Here is a 16,572-nt window from a genome sequence, read left to right as displayed (position 1 = left end):
AGACGCAATTCTTCGCATCGAGGGTGCTGAAAGCGTTGTATCGAAAAACCATTTAGGAATTATGTGATGACTACGTTGCAAGGAAGCAACGACGCCCTTCGATCGGGCTCGTTAAATACTGAAGAACACGGCCCCAATACCGAGTTTATAAAAAATGCCATCCCGGACTGGCTGATTGGGGCCACGCCTGCAAGGCGCGAGGCCTTTCGACAAGCCCCCACGCAGTTTCCGGACTGGTACAAAAACGCCACGCTCGAGCAGCGCCAAGAGATAAAGCGCTTGACCAAGGCGAGCATCAAGTCGCAGACCGCTCTCGATAAAGTCATGGCCAGGATGCAGGACATCAAGGCCTTTGCCCAGCCATTGTTGGCCAAGGCGTTGTATGAGCGAACCAGTGTGACGCTGGATGTCAGCAAGACCTTTTTAAGGTTAATGAAACCACTGACCTTCGGGCCACTGCACATTAAAGCCGGTGCCTTCCCGGTTCTGACGCTGTCGCTGTTGGATGCCGCCCTTCATAACTTCGAAGCGTTTGAAAACGACAGAGGAGCATTCGACGATTCATCGGGATTCGTGACTGAACCGGATGCGAATGGAAACGCTGAAACCATCGCAACGACATTGACGGTCCAGCGTTTCATTGCGGTGTGCCGCACGCTGGATATCGGTCAAAAATATCAGGACTACCTCAAGTCATTTTTGCTGCCTGGCGAACCTGTTGCCGAAGCCTTTCTCTCGCTTCGGTTTATCGCGTGCCAGAAGGATGCATTGAAATCCGCGGCCTATATCGCCTTGGTCAAGGGTGATATTGAACCCAATGATTACCGCATCATTCTTTCGGCAATAGCCGGCGAAAAAACGATCATGAATGGCAACACGCCGGTCTGGTTCTGGGAACCGGTCATTCTGGGCAAGGTACTCACCGGATGTCTGGCGTTCGTCACGGTCGAAGCATACCGCTGGGACATAAAAGAAGTCATTTTGTACATCCCTCATGACCCCGAACATCCGGTGAAGAAATACAGGGGGATGGAGGCACTTGAGGAACTGACCCGTCAGTTGCTGGCGACAGGCAAGTCGGCATCGAAGACGACCGCCAACCCAACGGATTACCCGGGTTTTATCAGCCAGTTCCTTCACCACAAGGATCGTCCGTATTTTTTCAATCGCCTCACGAAGGAAGCCGCCGATGCCCCTTCGGACCCATTGGCCGCCTTTCGTTCGCCGATCACCGGGGGGTTCATATCGATAGTCGGTGGAGCGCTGGGCAGCAATCTGACGCCGAACGAGTTACCACCGGCAAAGCCGGCGCCACGTGTGCCAGTGACTGAACTGGAGATACGTCTGGCCTACCGTAACAGAGACGGGTTATGGGCCGAAAACGCTGACCTTTGGGCGCAACTCTATCAACGTTCGCGGGACAAGATTCTCTCGGACGCCCGCAGCCTTGCAGTTCCGACCGCTGATGCCGATGCCAAAAGCCGCGCCGACTGGATCGCTCATTTGTTGGGTGGGGGGATGCTCGCCCTCAATCTGGTGTCTATGTTCGTGCCAGTGCTGGGTGAAGTCATGCTGGTGGTCATGGCGGGCCAGCTGATGTACGAAACACTTGAGGGCGCCGTCGAGTGGAGCGAGGGCGATCGGGAAGCGGCCTGGGCACACTTGAGCGACGTGGCCGAAAACCTCGCCCTGATGGGCGTGATGGCGGTGGGCGGGCGGGTGCTCAAGGGTGTGAAGGCTTCACCCTTTGTCGACAGTCTGAAGCCGGTGCAACTGCCGTCGGGCGAAACCCGCCTATGGAAACCCGATCCCACACCGTATGGCGCGAGTGTCTATCTGCCGGAAAATTCGGCGCCCAACGAGCTGGGTTTGCACCAGGTGGGTGGCGAGAAGGTTCTACCTCTGGACAACGCGTTGTATGTGGTGAAACAGAACCCTGCCACGGGGGAGTACCGTATCCAGCACCCTGGACGACCTGGTGCTTACCATCCGCTTATCGAGGGCAACGGCGAAGGTGCCTGGGTTCATGAAGGCGAAGAACCACTGAGCTGGCAAGGCCCGACGCTGATGCGCAGGCTGGGCTATCGTTCGGACACGTTTACCGACACTCAGCTGGAACAGGTTCGGATCGCCAGTGGCATCGAACAGGACCAGTTGCGCCGGATGCATGTCGAACAGGAACCACCCTCAGCGCTGTTGGCCGATACGCTCACGCGTTTTCGGATCGATCGGGACATTGAAACCTTCAGCAGGCAGATCGGCAGCGATGATCCGAGTGTTTACGCAAGGGCAGATATACGCCTGCAATTTCAGGTCATGGACAGTCAAGAACTGATACCGGGGCGCCCGCCGGTGCGGGTCATGGACAGTCAGGCGAACATTCTCTGGGAGGACCCGTCAGGCAGCGGTTCGTCACCGCGCAGGCTGGACATGGTGCTGAGTGAGTCGAGTCTGGCGAGGGGCCAGTGGCTCAAGTCGCTGCTGGAGACACTCGAGGCGCAAGGTGTCGATCTTGCACAGGCTCCGGGAGAGCCGGGAACGTCAATGGACCTGCGGGCCACGGCACTGCGCAAGGAAATCGCCCGTGGCGTGCAACGTAGAAAAGCCACGTTGTTCGAATCGCTCTATCGAAAGCAGGACGCCGCGGTGGATGCTTACGGACAGCGGATAAAGGCTTTTTTCCCGAGGTTGCCGGGGGCGGTCGTCAATCAGATTATCGAGGGCGCGACCACGCAAGAGCTGGCTGGGCTCGGCCAACCCGGGCCTTTGCCCCAGCGGATTTATGAGCAAGCCCGCTGGTGCCGGCAAGAGTTACGCGTGGCACGTGCCTATGAAGGTTTCTATCTCGATGCCTCGACCAACCTGGATGGCCAGCGACTGGCCCTGCGTAGCCTGGCAAGCCTGCCGGGATGGCCGAAGGATGTGCGCTTCGAACTGCGCGAGTACTGGGCCAGCGGGCAAGTGATTGACGCGGTCGGTGCGCCGGATGCGGCGGTGCGCAAGGTACTGGTATCCGGTGAAAACGGTCTGTATGGAGCGGATGCTTCTGAAAGTCTTTATTCGGCGGTGTTGCAGGCCTTGTCGGAAGATCAACGCCTGGCGCTCGGGTTCACCGAGCAGGAGGTTGAAAGTCTGAAGCAGACGGTGCAACGAACACCATTGTCGCGAGAGGCGCTCAGGGGTGCGCTGGTGCAGCATCGTCAACTGCGGCCGGCCTTTGATCCGAACAACAAATTGCTCGGGGGGGGCGGTTATTCCTTGCCGAGCGCGCAGGAGCTCGCGAGTTTTTTCAAAACCAGCCGGGCACGGGCTCGCAAGCTGTTCCCCGGTTTCCAGGACGCCGATGTCGAAACGTTTCTCCGGTCGCTGGGGCCTGATCCCCGCAGCTCATTGACCCGGCTTGAAGCCGAGTATGCAACCTTGAAACGCGAATTGAAGGCCTGGGTCTTTGAGCATCGTTCGCCAGGCCTGGGGATCAGGGGAACAGTGGAGGCACACGTGGCCAGCAAGATCAAGCGCTGCTGGCGTCGGGAGACGGGGCCCACGCTGAAAATCAATCATTGGGTAGAGCTGCCGGCGTTGAGTGTGGATTTTGATCATGTCGAGGAACTGACATTCATGTCGGCGAGCCCCAACGCACGGACCGACGGCTTCCTCAAAAGCTTCAAGAACCTCAAGCGATTGACCATCAATCGCGCAGCGGAAGTTCTCACTCGGCTGCCCGACAGCATCGGCCAGATGAAGGGGCTGACCCATCTGGATCTGAGCTGGCAATCGATCGTGCTGACCGAGCAGAGTGCCAACCTGCTTGGCGGAATGAGCACGCTTGAAGTACTTAATCTCAATGGTAACCCGCTTGGCAGGTTGCCGGACTTCAGCGCCATGCCGCGGTTACAGGAAGTGCGCCTGGAGAGAACGGCAATCGACCAGTGGCCCGTGGGGTTGCGTGATCAAAGCGGTCTGCGCACGGTCGATCTGCGTAACAACCGCTTGCGTGAGGTGCCGCACGCGCTGCTCAATCCGGCCGCCGGACGGCTTGAAGCGGTCGCGAGGGTCAACCGGGTGACGCTGCTGGAAGGCAATCCGTTCACCCGCCAAAGCGCGCTGCAACTCTGGGACTTTCGGCAACGCTTGATGCAGACGCATCCCGAGTGGCTGGAAGGGGGGCTGGAGGGGGCGTTTGAAGTCAATCCGCCTTTGCACCGCCGGTATCGCGCTGTCTATCCGGATGCTACCTATGGGCAGGTCGAAGACTACTTCAACGGGTTGCGCACCGAGGTACGAATCGAAGCAGAAGTGGTTCGGCAGGAAGCGGCGCTTCGCAGACTGAACAGCCAGTTGTCCGAGTGGGCATACACGGGGGAAGAGCCCCAGCAATATGTGTATGTGAGAAACCGGGCAAACATAGGTCTCAGGCAAGATCGCTATTTAGCCGCCGAGCGCATTCGCAGCTGCTGGCAGAGGCGCACTGCGCAACTGCTCGCCAATGACGGATCGCCGATCGGTCTTGAACTTGATCTCAGTGGTCTGAGGTTGCCGAACTTGCCTGAACTCGACGCCGATTTCAGTCATGTCGGATCACTCAAACTGAGCAACATGGGGCTGACCGTCACGCCAGAGGCTTTTTTGCGACGTAACAGTGGTGTGCGCTGGCTCGATCTGTCGGGTAACCAGCTGACAGAGTTACCCCGGGCACTGAATGAAATGAATGGCTTGACCCGGTTGTTCTTGCAGGGCAACCGGATTCGGCTGACGCCGGAGACCGCTCGGATACTGGCAGAGCGAACCACGCTCAGAGCTTTGAGTCTGTACGGCAATCCGTTGGGTATGGCGCCTGACTTCAGTCGTCTTACGGATATGCGTAGCGTAACACTGGGGGCGACCGGTATTGAGACCTGGCCTGTCGGCCTGGCTGATCAGCCTGCGCTCGATGGCATTGATCTGAGCGACAACCGGATCGTGACGATTCCGGACAGTGTCATCGCGCCTGTCGCCGAGCGCCTGCAGTGGGCAGCACGCATCAATAATGTCACTTACATTCAGGGTAATCCGCTGTCCGAGGCGACTCGGCAGCAGTTGGCCGAATACTGGAGCCGACTTGAACGCGAGCACCCCGACCTGTACGTGGAACGCAGGCAAGACAGGGGCGCCCGGGCGTTCGAATACCGAGCACCTGCCCCGAGGGATACGGCTGTCCCTTTGGCGGCTGAAACAGAGGCGGCTCTCGGACGTTGGACCCTGGACGTGCCTACCGAACTGTTGGCGACCAGAAGAGCTCAATGGCGTACGTTGTCCACTCAACAGGGATCCGCGGGGTTCTTCTCGGTACTCGCTGATCTCCAAGAGGCCGGTGCCGGTCACGAGGATCTCCAGCAGCGGGTATGGGCGGTTATCGACAGCATCACACAGCCCAACCCCGAGTCGGAACAGCTGCGCGAGGCAATGTTCGAATGGGCGGGAAGGCCGGCCTGCTGTGATCGAGCCGCCTTGTCGTTCAGTAATCTGGAGATCATGTCCATGGTCTACAAGGCCCGGACATTAGCCCAGGACGGGCAGCAAGGCGCCGGTCTGCTGAAGCTGTCCAGAGGCTTGTTTCGTCTGGACAAGGTCGAGAAGATCGCACTCTCCGATATCGAGCGACGCACAGCGGCAATCAATGCCACGCCTGGGTGGTCGTCGGCTCAGAAAGCGCGGCAAATTGAGCTTCTGGAAGAAGTTGAGATCAAGCTGGCCTACCGTTTCGGCCTGAAAGACCGGCTTGGTCTGCCAGGGCAGCCGCAACGTGTGCGGTTTACCAGCCTGGGCCGCGTTACGCCGCAGATGCTTGATAGCGCACAAGCTCAAGTACTGGCCCTGGACAACTCACCTGAAGAGCTCCAGGCACTGGTTGAACGCGATTTCTGGAAGAGTTATCTGGCGAACAAATACAAGTCGCAATTCGAAACGCAGCAAACGCCCTACCAGACAAACCAGGCTAGCCTGTACGAAGCACTGGAGTCGGGAGAACTCTCGCAGGCTTCGTATAGAGAACAGTCCGCCGACCTGGATGCCCAGTTGCAAATCGAGGAAGCAGCGCTGGTCGAGACGCTGACCCGCCAAGAGCTGGCTGAAAACCCGTTCTAACGAATCGGTGATACATCATTAAAACCCTGAGTGCGGATTGACGCACTCAGGGTTTTTTTTGCAGCTTGAACTTCAGAACAGGAAGTAACGCTGCGCCATCGGCAACACATCCGCCGGTTCACACCACAGCAACACGCCGTCGGCCTTGACCTGATAGGTCTGCGGATCAACGTCGATATTCGGCAAATAGTCGTTGTGGATCAGGTCGGTTTTCTGCACCTCGCGGCAGCCTTTGACCACGGCGATTTTCTTCTTCAATCCCAGCGCTTCGGGCAATCCGGCGTCTTGTGCCGCTTGGCTGATGAAGGTCAGGCTGGTGGCATGCAGCGAGCCGCCAAAGCTTGCGAACATCGGTCGGTAATGCACCGGTTGCGGCGTCGGGATCGAGGCGTTGGCGTCGCCCATCAGGCTGGCGGCGATGGCGCCGCCCTTGAGAATCAATGTCGGTTTCACGCCGAAAAACGCCGGGCGCCAGAGCACCAGATCCGCCCATTTACCGACCTCGATAGAGCCCACTTCATGGCTGATGCCGTGGGTGATGGCCGGGTTGATGGTGTACTTGGCGATGTAGCGTTTGGCGCGGAAGTTGTCGTTACCCTCGCCATCACCCGGCAGCGGGCCACGCTGTTTTTTCATCTTGTCGGCGGTCTGCCAGGTACGCGTGATGACTTCGCCGACGCGGCCCATGGCCTGGCTGTCGGAGCTGATCATCGAGAACGCACCGAGGTCGTGGAGGATGTCTTCGGCGGCGATGGTTTCGCGGCGGATACGGCTTTCGGCGAAGGCCACGTCTTCGGCGATGCTCGGGTCCAGGTGGTGGCAGACCATCAGCATGTCGAGGTGTTCGTCGATGGTGTTGCGGGTGAATGGCCGGGTCGGGTTGGTCGAACTCGGCAGCACGTTGGCGAAACCGCAGGCCTTGATGATGTCCGGCGCATGACCGCCACCGGCCCCTTCGGTGTGGTAGGTGTGGATGGTCCGGCCCTTGAAAGCGGCGAGGGTGGTTTCAACGAAACCCGACTCGTTGAGGGTGTCGGTGTGAATCGCCACTTGCACGTCGAACTGGTCGGCGACGCTCAGGCAGTTGTCGATGCTCGCCGGTGTGGTGCCCCAGTCTTCGTGCAATTTGAGGCCGATGGCGCCGGCCTTGACCTGCTCGATCAGCGGCTCCGGCAGGCTGGCGTTGCCCTTGCCGGTGAGGCCGATGTTCATCGGGAAGGCGTCCGCCGCCTGAAGCATCCGCGCCAGGTGCCATGGGCCGGAGGTGCAGGTGGTGGCGTTGGTGCCCGTCGCCGGTCCCGTGCCGCCGCCGATCATGGTGGTGACGCCGCTCATCAGCGCTTCTTCGATTTGCTGCGGGCAGATGAAGTGGATGTGCGTGTCGATGCCGCCGGCGGTGAGGATCATGCCTTCGCCGGCGATCACTTCGGTGCTGGCGCCGATGGCGATGGTCACGTTGGGCTGCACGTCCGGGTTGCCGGCCTTGCCGATGGCCGCAATGCGTCCGTCCTTGAGGCCGACGTCGGCTTTGACGATGCCCCAGTGGTCGATGATCAGCGCGTTGGTGATCAGCGTGTCGACCACTTCGGCGGCGAGCAATTGGCTTTGGCCCTGGCCGTCGCGGATGACTTTGCCGCCGCCGAATTTCACTTCTTCGCCGTAGGTGGTGAAGTCCTTTTCGACTTCGATCCACAGCTCGGTGTCGGCCAGACGGACCTTGTCGCCGACGGTGGGGCCGAACATGTCGACGTAGGCTTGTCTTGAAATTTTCATGCGCATGCCTTGGAATTCAATTGATTTTGAGACCGCTCGCGTTGCTCGCTTATCGCGAGCAAGCTCGCTCCCACATTCGGTCTGTGGTGTTTACACATTTTGTGTTCGCAGCAGATCCAGTGTGGGAGCGAGCTTGCTCGCGATGGGGCCAGTGCAGACACCGCATGATTTAGAGATCGCCCATGATCCGCCCGGCAAACCCGTACACCCGGCGATGTCCGGCCAGGTCCACCAGCTCGACCTCGCGGCGCTGTCCCGGTTCGAAGCGCACGGCGGTGCCGGCCGGGATGTTCAGGCGCATGCCACGGCTGGCGGCACGGTCGAACGTCAGGGCGTCGTTGGTTTCGAAAAAGTGGTAGTGCGAACCGACCTGAATCGGCCGGTCGCCGCTGTTGGCCACGGTCAGGCTCAGGGTGCGACGGCCGGCGTTGAGCTCGATGTCGCCAGGCTGGATCTGATATTCGCCAGGAATCATTCGGGTTGTCCCAGAGTCTTGAAGTAGATGGCGGTCGGGGTGTAACGGCCGTCCGGGCTTTGGCAGTAGTTCGGCAGCTCACCGACGCGGGTGTAGCCCAGGGATTGATAGAACGCTTCGGCCGCTGAGCCGGCTTCGGTGTCGAGGTACAGCAGGCCACGTTTGTACTGGCGTGCGGTCTGCTCCAACGCATTCATCAGTTGCTGAGCAAGGCCGCGTCGCCGTGTGTCATGGCGTACCTGGAGTTTTTGCACTTCGGCGCGATTGCGCCCGTTGGCTTTCTGGCACAGGGCCAGTTGCACGCTGGCCAGGACCTTTTCATCGTGAACGACTACCCACAGCAACAGACTGCCGTCCTCAAGGTCAGCCTGGACACTGTTGATATAGGCGCGGGCCTGGGCGTCATCAATGTCGGCCATGAAGCCGATAGAGGCGCCGTGCTTTACGGCGTCAAACAGCAAATCGATCAAGCCCTGACGGTAGTGCGCAAAGCTCTCGGCGTTCACGCGTCGCAGTTGGGCAGTGTTCATGGTGTATCACTCCTTGTTGGCGACAGGCGGCTCCGCGCCCGGGTTGAGAGTCAGCTGCATGAAGGTCAGGTCGAGCCAGCGGCCGAACTTGGTGCCCACTTGCGGCATGTGCCCGGTGGTGACGAAACCGACCCGTTCGTGCAGGCGAATCGAGGCGGTGTTAGCGCTTTCGATGGCGGCGACCATCACATGTTTATTGCAGCCCTTGGCGCGTTCGATCAGTTCGTCCATCAACTGCGGGCCGAGGCCATTGCCGCGCTGATCGCTGCGCACGTACACCGAATGTTCGACGGTGTGGCGGAAACCGTCGAACGGCCGCCAGTCACCGAACGAAGCGTAGCCGAGCACGTTGTTGTCGGCGTCGACGATTACCAGCACAGGATAGCCCTGGGATTGCCGGGCGCTGAACCAGGCCTGGCGGTTACCGAGGTCCACGGCCTGTTCGTTCCAGATCGCCGTCGTATTAAGGACGGCGTCGTTGTAGATGTCGCGGATCGCCGGCAGGTCGGCGTGCACGGCATCACGTAGGTGATAAGTCATGGCGCGGCCTCAGACGATGGGTTGATGGACGGTGACCAGTTTGGTGCCGTCGGGAAAGGTCGCCTCGACCTGGATCTCCGGGATCATTTCCGGGATGCCTTCCATCACTTGTTCGCGGTTCAGCAGGGTGGTGCCGTAGTGCATCAGTTCGGCCACGGTCTGGCCGTCACGCGCACCTTCGAGCAGCGCCGCGCAAATGTAGGCCATGGCTTCCGGGTAGTTGAGTTTCACGCCGCGCGCCAAACGCCGCTCGGCGACCAGGCCGGCGGTGAAGATCAGCAGCTTGTCTTTTTCGCGTGGGGTCAGGTCCATCGTTAGAAATCCGTATTGGGCAGTAAAAAAGGTATTCGGGCTGTGAATACAAACCCTGTGGGAGCGAGCTTGCTCGCGATGAGGCCATCACATTCAACAAAGATGTTGGCTGCAAGATCGCCATCGCGAGCAAGCTCGCTCCCACAAAAAGCACACATCAGGTGCTCCATATTCTGGGTGGGACTGCTTCGCGGCCGAGCAACGCCGGGCGCAGTAGATTCCACAAATCAATTAACCAACCGCGCGCCAGCAACGCTTCACTGGCCAGGCATCTGGCAACCAACAAACCTGGCAACTGGCTCAGATCGCCCCGCACGTCATTGGTCAACGAACGGCAGGCCTCCAGCAATTCGCTGTCGATTTCTCCGGTCACCAGCAACGTCGCAAACACCGGCTGGCCATCAAGCCCTATCGGTGAATCAAGCAAACCGTCATCCCCGACAATGCGCTGGCGTTCGTGCCAGAGCAACTGGCCGTCGCGGCGGATTTCCAGCTGTGACTGAAAATGCCCGTGCTCGAAGCGTTCGCCGCTGGCCGGACGGCCCAGAGCCACCACGTCCCAGTAAAACAACCGCGCGTCACCTTGCAGTTCAATAGACGTTCTGAGCTCAGCCTGGGCGGCGCTGAAGACGATGGTTTCTTGCGGCAGCCACTCCAGCGTAGCGCCGGCCGCGACGTGCAAATCGAGCTGCTGATAGGCCGGTCCGGCGGCGCGATACCACTTGGCGGCACCGGGGCTGGTCAGCTGCGCCCACGCGTCGGCACCGACGCAGGCCGTAATGTCCAGCCGATCACCGCCAGCAATGCCGCCCGGCGGGTGAACGATGATGTGCTGGCACACCTCGGGGCCTTCGGCGTACAGGTGTTTTTGCACCCGCAGCGGGCCCTTGTGGCGGCGTTGGATCGGGCGCGTGCTGTCGCCGAATCGCGCGTAGCCGAGTTCCAGCTCGGCGTGCCAGCTAGGGGTGAACAGGGCAGTGAAAACAGGTAAATTCATAGTTTCTAATTATCGTCAGGACGCTTCAGACTAGATCGTAACCAGCCCGCGCACACCCTCGGCTTCCATATTTTCTCCACGACCTTGCTGGACAATCTCGCCCCGGGACATCACCAGGTATTGATCGGCCAGCTCAGCGGCGAAATCGTAGAACTGCTCGACCAGCAGGATCGCCATGTCACCACGGGCTGCGAGTTTTTTGATCACTGCGCCAATCTCCTTGATCACCGACGGCTGAATGCCTTCGGTAGGCTCATCAAGGATCAGCAAGCGTGGTCGACTGGCCAGCGCTCGGCCAATGGCCAACTGTTGCTGCTGACCACCCGACAGATCGCCGCCGCGACGCTGCTTCATTTGCAACAACACCGGGAACAGCTCGTAGATGAACGCCGGGACTTCCCTGGCCTCGGAGCCCGGGAAGCGCGACAGGCCCATCAGCAGATTTTCCTCCACTGTCAGCCGTCCGAAAATCTCCCGGCCTTGCGGTACGTAAGCAATACCGGCGTGAACCCGTTGATGCGGCTTGAACCCGGTGATGGCCTTGCCTTCCCAGTTCACCGCACCTTCTTTGGCCGGTAGCAGGCCCATCAGGCATTTGAGCAGGGTGGTCTTGCCGACGCCGTTGCGCCCGAGCAGGCAGGTGACTTCACCGACCTTCACCTCGAAGCTCAGCCCCCGCAGAATGTGGCTACCGCCGTAGTACTGGTGCAGCTTGTCGACTTGCAGCATCTTCCAAATCTCCTCAATCCCCTGTGGGAGCGAGCTTGCTCGCGATAGCGGTGTATCAGTCGACATCAATGTTGAATGTCAGGCCGTCATCGCGAGCAAGCTCGCTCCCACAAAAAACAGATCGCGTTATCGACCTAAATACACCTCGATCACCCGTTCGTTATCCTGCACCTGCGCAAGCGACCCTTCGGCCAGCACGCTACCCTGGTGCAACACGGTGACGTGGTCGGCAATCGAGCCGACGAAGCCCATGTCGTGTTCCACCACCATCAGCGAATGCTTGCCGGCCAGGCTTTTGAACAGCTCGGCGGTGAATTCGGTTTCGGCGTCGGTCATGCCCGCCACCGGTTCATCGAGCAGCAGCAGGTGCGGGTCTTGCATCAGCAGCATGCCGATTTCCAGAAACTGCTTCTGTCCATGCGACAGCAGGCCGGCCGGGCGATTGACCGAGCTGGTCAGGCGAATGGTTTCCAGCACCTCGCAGATGCGATCTCTTTGTTCGCCATTGAGCTTTGCCCGCAGACTGGCCCACACCGACTTGTCGGTTTTCTGCGCCAGTTCAAGGTTTTCAAACACGCTCAAGGCTTCGAACACGGTCGGCTTCTGGAACTTGCGGCCGATCCCGGCCTGGGCGATCTGCACTTCACTCATCTGTGTCAGGTCCAGGGTTTCACCAAACCAGGCCTTGCCGTGGCTGGGTCGGGTCTTGCCGGTAATCACGTCCATCAGTGTGGTTTTGCCGGCGCCATTGGGGCCGATGATGCAGCGCAGTTCGCCGACACCGATGTACAGGTTCAGATCGTTCAGGGCCTTGAAACCATCGAAGCTGACGCTGATGTCTTCAAGCGTGAGGATCGTGCCGTGGAGGGTGTTCAGGCCTGAGCCTACGCGTTGGCCGAGGCCGATGGCGTCGCGACTGCTGCCGGCGTCTTTGTTCGGTTCGAGGATCGGCTCAAGCATGAATTCCGCCGTCGGTGTGATTCTCATTGCTCGCTCCTTTTCTTCAGCAAACCGATCACGCCTTTGGGCAGATACAAGGTTACGACGATGAACAGCGCGCCGAGGAAGAACAGCCAGTATTCGGGGAACGCCACGGTGAACCAGCTCTTCATGCCATTGACCACGCCAGCACCAAGCAGTGGCCCGATCAACGTGCCGCGCCCGCCGAGCGCGACCCACACGGCGGCTTCGATGGAGTTGGTCGGCGACATTTCGCTGGGGTTGATGATTCCCACTTGCGGCACATACAGCGCACCGGCCAGACCGCACAACACCGCGCTCAAGACCCAGACAAACAGCTTGAAACCGCGTGGGTCGTAACCGCAGAACATCAGCCGGTTTTCCGCGTCGCGCAGGGCGGTCAGGACCCGGCCAAATTTGCTTTGCGCCAGGCGCCAGCCGATGAACAGGCTGGCCACCAGTAACAGCACGGTGGCGACGAACAGCACTGCGCGAGTGCCCGGTTCAGTGATGCCGAAGCCGAGGATCGTGCGGAAGTTGGTGAAGCCGTTGTTGCCGCCAAACCCGGTCTCGTTGCGGAAAAACAGCAGCATCCCGGCGAAGGTCAGGGCCTGGGTCATGATCGAGAAGTACACGCCCTTGATCCGCGAGCGGAAGGCGAAGAAGCCGAACACCAACGCCAGCAAACCCGGCGCCAGCACCACCAGGCACATCGCCCAGATAAAACTGCTGGTGCCGGTCCAGTACCACGGCAGTTCGGTCCACGAGAGGAAGGTCATGAACGCCGGCAGGCCATCGCCCGAAGCCTGGCGCATCAGGTACATGCCCATGGCATAGCCACCGAGGGCGAAGAACAGGCCATGACCCAGGGACAACAACCCGGCGTAACCCCACACCAGATCCAGGGCCAGGGCGACGATGGCGTAGCAGAGAATTTTGCCGACCAGCGTCAGGGTGTAGGCCGAGACGTGAAACGTACTGTCGGCAGGCAGCAATGACAGCAGCGGCATCGCCAGCAGCAGTGCGAGAATCACCGCACCCACCGCGATCGTGACTTTGGGGCCGGCCTTTTGCGTGGCCGTGAGCATCAGGGGCTGGTTCATCAGTCGATCACCCGTCCTTTCAGTGCGAAGAGTCCTTGCGGGCGTTTCTGAATGAACAGAATGATCAGCGCGAGGATCAGGATCTTGCCGAGTACGGCGCCGATTTGCGGTTCAAGAATCTTGTTGGCGATCCCCAGGCCGAACGCGGCGAGCACGCTGCCGGCCAGTTGGCCAACGCCGCCGAGCACCACCACCAGGAACGAGTCGATGATGTAGCTCTGTCCGAGATCCGGGCCGACGTTGCCGACCTGACTCAGGGCCACGCCGCCAAGCCCGGCGATACCCGAACCGAGCCCAAAGGCGAGCATGTCGACGCGCCCGGTGGGTACGCCACAGCAGGCGGCCATGTTGCGATTCTGGGTAACCGCACGCACGTTCAAGCCGAGGCGGGTCTTGTTCAGCAGCAGCCAGGTCAGCACCACCACAAACAGTGCGAACGCGATGATCACGATGCGGTTGTACGGCAGCACCAGATTGGGCAGTACCTGAATCCCGCCCGAGAGCCAGGCCGGGTTCGCCACTTCGACGTTTTGCGCACCGAACAGCAATCGGACCAGCTGAATCAGCATCAGGCTGATGCCCCAGGTGGCCAGCAGGGTTTCCAGTGGCCGGCCATAAAGGTGGCGAATCACCGTGCGCTCCAACGCCATACCGATGCCGGCGGTGACAAAAAACGCTACCGGCAATGCCACCAGCGGGTAGAACTCGATGGCTTGCGGCAGGAAGCGCTGGAACAGCAACTGCACCACGTACGTGGAGTAGGCGCCGAGCATCAGCATCTCGCCGTGGGCCATGTTGATCACCCCGAGCAGGCCGAAAGTGATCGCCAGACCAAGGGCCGCCAACAGCAGGATCGAACCCAGGGACATGCCGCTGAAGGCCTGGCCAAGGAGCTCACCGACCAGCAGTTTGCGTTTGACCTGGGCCAGACTGGTTTCAGCCGCTGTGCGCACCGTGGTATCGGCTTCGCCGCCGGGTTGGAGCAAGCCTTCGAGGCGGGTGCGGGCCAGTGGGTCGCCGGTTTCGCCGAGCAAGCGCACGGCCGCCAGGCGTACGGCCGGGTCACTGTCGACCAGTTGCAGGTTGGCCAGCGCCAAGCTCAGGGCGTCGTGAACGCTTGGGTCTTTTTCGCCCGCCAGTTGCTTATCGAGGAATGCAAGCTGCGCCGGTTTGGCGCTTTTTTGCAGTTGCTGCGTGGCGCTCAAGCGCACTTTGGCGTCAGCGGCGAGCAGTTGGTGGCTGGCCAGCGCGGTATCGATCAAGCCCCGCAGGCGGTTGTTCAGGCGCAGGGTTTTGGCTTCGCCGTCGACGGTCAATTGGCCCTGCTGCAAGGCGTTGATCAGTTCGATGCGCGCCGGATCGGGCTGCGCGGCCCAGGCTTCCAACAGCTTGGCTTGCTGCAGGGGATTGGCCGCGACGAAATCTTCGGCGTCCCCGGCGTGGGCGGCCATCGGCAACAGCAGTGCGATGGCGAGGATGAAGCGGTAAAGGGCAGTGGGCATGTCATTGGCCTTGCGCGGACAATGTGGGAGCGAGCTTGCTCGCGATAGCGGTGGGTCAGGCAACATTGATGTTGATTGATAAACCGTAATCGCGAGCAAGCTCGCTCCCACAGGAGTTGTGTCGGGCCCGGGCGTGGTGCTCGGGCCTGGCATCCAGTGGCTCAGTTGCTCTTCACCGCATACTCCGGCTTCTTGTCGTTACCCGGTATGAACGGGCTCCATGGCTGAGCGCGGATCGGCCCTTCGGTCTGCCATACCACATTGAACTGACCGTCGGCCTGGATCTCGCCGATCATCACTGGCTTGTGCAGGTGGTGGTTGGTCTTGTCCATGGTCAGCGTGTAGCCGGACGGCGCAGCGAAGGTCTGGCCAGCCAAGGCTTCGCGGACCTTGTCGACATCGGTGGATTTGGCTTTTTCTGCAGCCTGCGCCCACATGTGGATGCCGACGTAAGTGGCTTCCATCGGGTCGTTGGTCACGGCTTTATCGGCGCCCGGCAGGTTGTGTTTCTTGGCGTAGGCTTTCCAGTCGGCGACGAACTTCTGGTTCACCGGGTTCTCCACCGATTCGAAGTAGTTCCACGCGGCCAGGTTGCCCACCAGCGGTTTGGTGTCGATGCCGCGCAGTTCCTCTTCGCCCACCGAGAAGGCCACGACCGGTACGTCGGTGGCTTTCAGGCCCTGGTTGGCCAATTCTTTATAGAACGGCACGTTGGAGTCGCCGTTGACTGTGGAAATGACCGCCGTCTTGCCGCCGGCCGAGAATTTTTTGATGTTGGCGACGATGGTTTGATAGTCGCTGTGACCGAACGGCGTGTAGACCTCTTCGATGTCCTTGTCGGCCACGCCTTTGGAGTGCAGGAATGAGCGCAGGATCTTGTTGGTGGTGCGCGGATAGACATAGTCGGTGCCGAGCAGGAAGTAACGCTTGGCGCTGCCGCCTTCTTCACTCATCAGGTATTCCACCGCCGGGATCGCCTGTTGGTTCGGCGCAGCGCCGGTGTAGAAGACGTTCGGCGACATCTCTTCGCCTTCATACTGCACCGGATAGAACAGCAGGCCGTTGAGCTCTTCGAACACCGGCAATACCGATTTACGCGACACCGAGGTCCAGCAGCCGAACACTACCGCGACTTTGTCCTGGGTCAGCAACTGTCGGCCCTTTTCCGCGAACAGCGGCCAGTTCGACGCCGGGTCGACCACCACCGGTTCGAGCATCTTGCCGTTGACCCCGCCCTTGGCGTTGATCTCGTCGATGGTCATCAGCGCCATGTCTTTAAGCGAGGTTTCGGAGATCGCCATGGTCCCGGACAACGAATGCAGGATCCCGACCTTGATGGTCTCGGCGGCCTGGATACTCCAGGTCATGCCCATCGCGGCAATCGATGCCGATAGTGTGAAAGCCTTGATCAAACTGCGACGCTTCATTGTGCGATCTCCATGAACTTATGAGTTTTCTTGGTTGGCAGATGCGGACTACTGAAGGGTCTTTAGCAAGGGCTGTGCCCGGTCGGGGAAAGGTAAGGAAA

General features: G+C 60.1%; 12 protein-coding genes. 1 reads left to right on the top strand and 11 read right to left on the bottom strand.

The genetic code is table 11. From position 1 onward, the window contains the following. The first annotated feature begins 66 nt into the window (after nt 1-66). Nucleotides 67-6,123: an NEL-type E3 ubiquitin ligase domain-containing protein gene (locus tag AC1RKH_RS05415; RefSeq protein ID WP_493062155.1), complete on the top strand. Its 6,057-nt coding sequence runs from the start codon at nt 67-69 to the stop codon at nt 6,121-6,123. Between the two features lie 72 nt (nt 6,124-6,195). Here the strand turns inward: AC1RKH_RS05415 and ureC are convergent, their stop codons facing one another. The 11 genes from ureC to urtA form a co-directional block, all read right to left on the bottom strand. Next, nucleotides 6,196-7,896 carry an urease subunit alpha gene (gene ureC, locus AC1RKH_RS05410; RefSeq protein ID WP_493062156.1) on the bottom strand — a complete coding sequence of 567 codons (1,701 nt, stop codon included), beginning with the start codon at nt 7,894-7,896 and terminating at the stop codon, nt 6,196-6,198. 169 nt (nt 7,897-8,065) lie between these two features. Beyond that, nucleotides 8,066-8,371, bottom strand: coding sequence for an urease subunit beta (locus tag AC1RKH_RS05405; protein ID WP_493062157.1), 306 nt, complete (start codon nt 8,369-8,371; stop codon nt 8,066-8,068). Next, nucleotides 8,368-8,901, bottom strand: coding sequence for a GNAT family N-acetyltransferase (locus tag AC1RKH_RS05400; protein WP_493062158.1), 534 nt, complete (start codon nt 8,899-8,901; stop codon nt 8,368-8,370). Before AC1RKH_RS05400 ends, AC1RKH_RS05405 begins: the two co-directional genes overlap by 4 nt. A gap of 6 nt (nt 8,902-8,907) precedes the next feature. Then, nucleotides 8,908-9,441 (bottom strand): GNAT family N-acetyltransferase, encoded by a 534-nt coding sequence (locus AC1RKH_RS05395; protein ID WP_493062159.1) that lies wholly within the window; start codon nt 9,439-9,441, stop codon nt 8,908-8,910. 9 nt (nt 9,442-9,450) lie between these two features. Further along, nucleotides 9,451-9,753, bottom strand: a complete 303-nt coding sequence (ureA, locus tag AC1RKH_RS05390) for an urease subunit gamma (RefSeq protein WP_123423721.1) — start codon at nt 9,751-9,753, stop codon at nt 9,451-9,453. 157 nt (nt 9,754-9,910) lie between these two features. After that, a complete protein-coding gene (locus AC1RKH_RS05385) occupies nt 9,911-10,750 on the bottom strand; it encodes an urease accessory protein UreD (RefSeq protein ID WP_493062160.1) in 840 nt (279 codons plus the stop codon). 30 nt (nt 10,751-10,780) lie between these two features. Then, the gene (urtE, locus tag AC1RKH_RS05380; RefSeq protein WP_493062161.1) at nt 10,781-11,479 is read right to left on the bottom strand and encodes an urea ABC transporter ATP-binding subunit UrtE; all 699 of its coding nucleotides are present in this window, start codon (nt 11,477-11,479) and stop codon (nt 10,781-10,783) included. Nucleotides 11,480-11,605: 126 nt separating this feature from the next. Next, on the bottom strand, nt 11,606-12,466 hold the full coding sequence (urtD, locus tag AC1RKH_RS05375) for an urea ABC transporter ATP-binding protein UrtD (RefSeq protein ID WP_493062162.1): 861 nt from the start codon (nt 12,464-12,466) through the stop codon (nt 11,606-11,608). Beyond that, on the bottom strand, nt 12,463-13,542 hold the full coding sequence (gene urtC, locus AC1RKH_RS05370) for an urea ABC transporter permease subunit UrtC (RefSeq protein ID WP_493062163.1): 1,080 nt from the start codon (nt 13,540-13,542) through the stop codon (nt 12,463-12,465). Before urtC ends, urtD begins: the two co-directional genes overlap by 4 nt. Continuing rightward, nucleotides 13,542-15,044, bottom strand: coding sequence for an urea ABC transporter permease subunit UrtB (gene urtB, locus AC1RKH_RS05365; RefSeq protein ID WP_493062164.1), 1,503 nt, complete (start codon nt 15,042-15,044; stop codon nt 13,542-13,544). Before urtB ends, urtC begins: the two co-directional genes overlap by 1 nt. A gap of 161 nt (nt 15,045-15,205) precedes the next feature. Then, nucleotides 15,206-16,471, bottom strand: coding sequence for an urea ABC transporter substrate-binding protein (gene urtA, locus AC1RKH_RS05360; protein ID WP_493062165.1), 1,266 nt, complete (start codon nt 16,469-16,471; stop codon nt 15,206-15,208). Nucleotides 16,472-16,572 lie beyond the last annotated feature (101 nt).

The sequence above is a fragment of the Pseudomonas sp. GW822-FHT06B12 genome (assembly GCF_058799675.1).
This window is presented reverse-complemented; position numbering and strand designations above follow the sequence as displayed.